This is a genomic window from Dysgonomonas termitidis (assembly GCF_042654545.1).
Lineage (GTDB): Bacteria > Bacteroidota > Bacteroidia > Bacteroidales > Dysgonomonadaceae > Dysgonomonas > Dysgonomonas termitidis.
Genome location: NZ_JBHSGN010000048.1, coordinates 1 through 1,384, shown reverse-complemented (window position 1 = coordinate 1,384; position 1,384 = coordinate 1). Strand labels below are relative to the sequence as shown.

At 46.2% G+C, this 1,384-nt stretch carries 1 protein-coding gene and 1 pseudogene; both read right to left on the bottom strand.

Features of this window, described 5'->3' with window-relative positions:
* Positions 1-829 precede the first annotated feature (829 nt).
* Entirely contained in the window at positions 830-1,054 is a 225-nt protein-coding gene (locus ACFO6W_RS05655) for a hypothetical protein (RefSeq protein WP_379994406.1), read from the bottom strand.
* 6 nt (positions 1,055-1,060) lie between these two features.
* Positions 1,061-1,384, bottom strand: a pseudogene (locus tag ACFO6W_RS05650) (chromosome partitioning protein ParB); the annotation flags it as partial.

Sequence of the window (1,384 nt, the reverse complement as noted above, 5' to 3'; positions counted from 1 at the left end):
GCCTTGGCGTAGGGGAAGTAAAACACTTTAGCGGCATAAGGGTCGATACTGTTTATGGCAGCAGCAGGGGAAGCCTGCGCACGGATAACCGCGGGTGAAAGGATGGACAGCAAAACAGCTATCACAAGCAACGAATGCCGCAGGTAGGCCGGGCTTATGTCTGTTCTCTTTTTCATATTTTTGTAGTCTGTTATATCACGCTATTCCTGTCAGGCGTCGTGTAATTGGTTGGATAATTAACGGATTAGCTCCGGCGAACCGACGGCATTGCCAAATCGGCATCCGCAGGAATACGGCTGAAGCGTGTGTAAAGTGGTGGATACAGGAACACGGAAACGCCAGATCAAAGATGCCGCAAACAGCATGCTTGATTTGGCGTTTACAAATATATAGGTATATTTCAGGCGCGTGTAAGACGGACGCCCCTGTAACAAGGCTAAGGTTAGTCTCTCTCAAAAGACGGCTAACTTCCAAATTTCCAGGCGGAAAAATGAAAGCCCGCATCCAAGGAAAAACGGCGGAAAATCTGCTTAAACTGTATAGTCTTATCATAGGATTCCATTAAATATACCAGCGCCGGCCCGTATAAACAGAATGCCTCCCGGACGGAATAAGTGTAAACAAATTCAAACAAATCACCGTCGTAAGCGTAAGGATTCTGGCATCTCTGGAAGCCGGATATTGTACTAATACAAAGTAACAGGAAAAGCAGGAGATGGTAATCAAAATACTATTACCCATTTTTACCCGTTTATTGTCTATTTCACAACTATAGGTGCATATAGTTGCGATAATGTTAATTATTAACAAGTGATCATTTGTAATAAGCTTAAAAATTAGTTTCAAATACGTAACCGGTGCTTTCCGGATCATAGCACGCTATTACCTCTATACTCCTCCAGCCCGGATACTGTGTAGCCGTCCGCCGCATTGCTGTCAGATAACAGTCGGCGGGCGTACTGCCTTCCACGGTTATATCCGCGGTACGGCCCTGCGGCAGGTGCAGCCTGAATGATCTGCAAACTATGCTGTCTTCCGTTTTTTCTTTTTTCATCCTTTTTCATCTTTTTTCCATATCCCTTACCGAAAACTCCCGGTCTGCAAATAAAGCGGCCAGCCCGGTCAATTGCTTTAAGCGCAGTATTTCATCCATGTCCATCCCGATATGTTTCGATATCCATGTGCCGGATTTTCCTATGGAGATCAGTTCCCTTACGATTTCCGACATCAGGCTTATGTCATGGGTACCTCTGGCCCGGTTATGGCGTATGGTTGAAGCCATCCTTTCACTCAGTTCCCGCCTGGACTCACGTATATAAGTCACGGGAAGCCTGCCCTGTGTACTTTGGGATATCTTACGTGATTTGCGCTCAGCCTTCCTGCG

Excerpts from the sequence above, each read along its gene's own strand:
- ACFO6W_RS05655 (WP_379994406.1), bottom strand. The coding sequence starts at position 1,054 with ATGAAAAAAGAAAAAACGGAAGACAGCATAGTTTGCAGATCATTCAGG.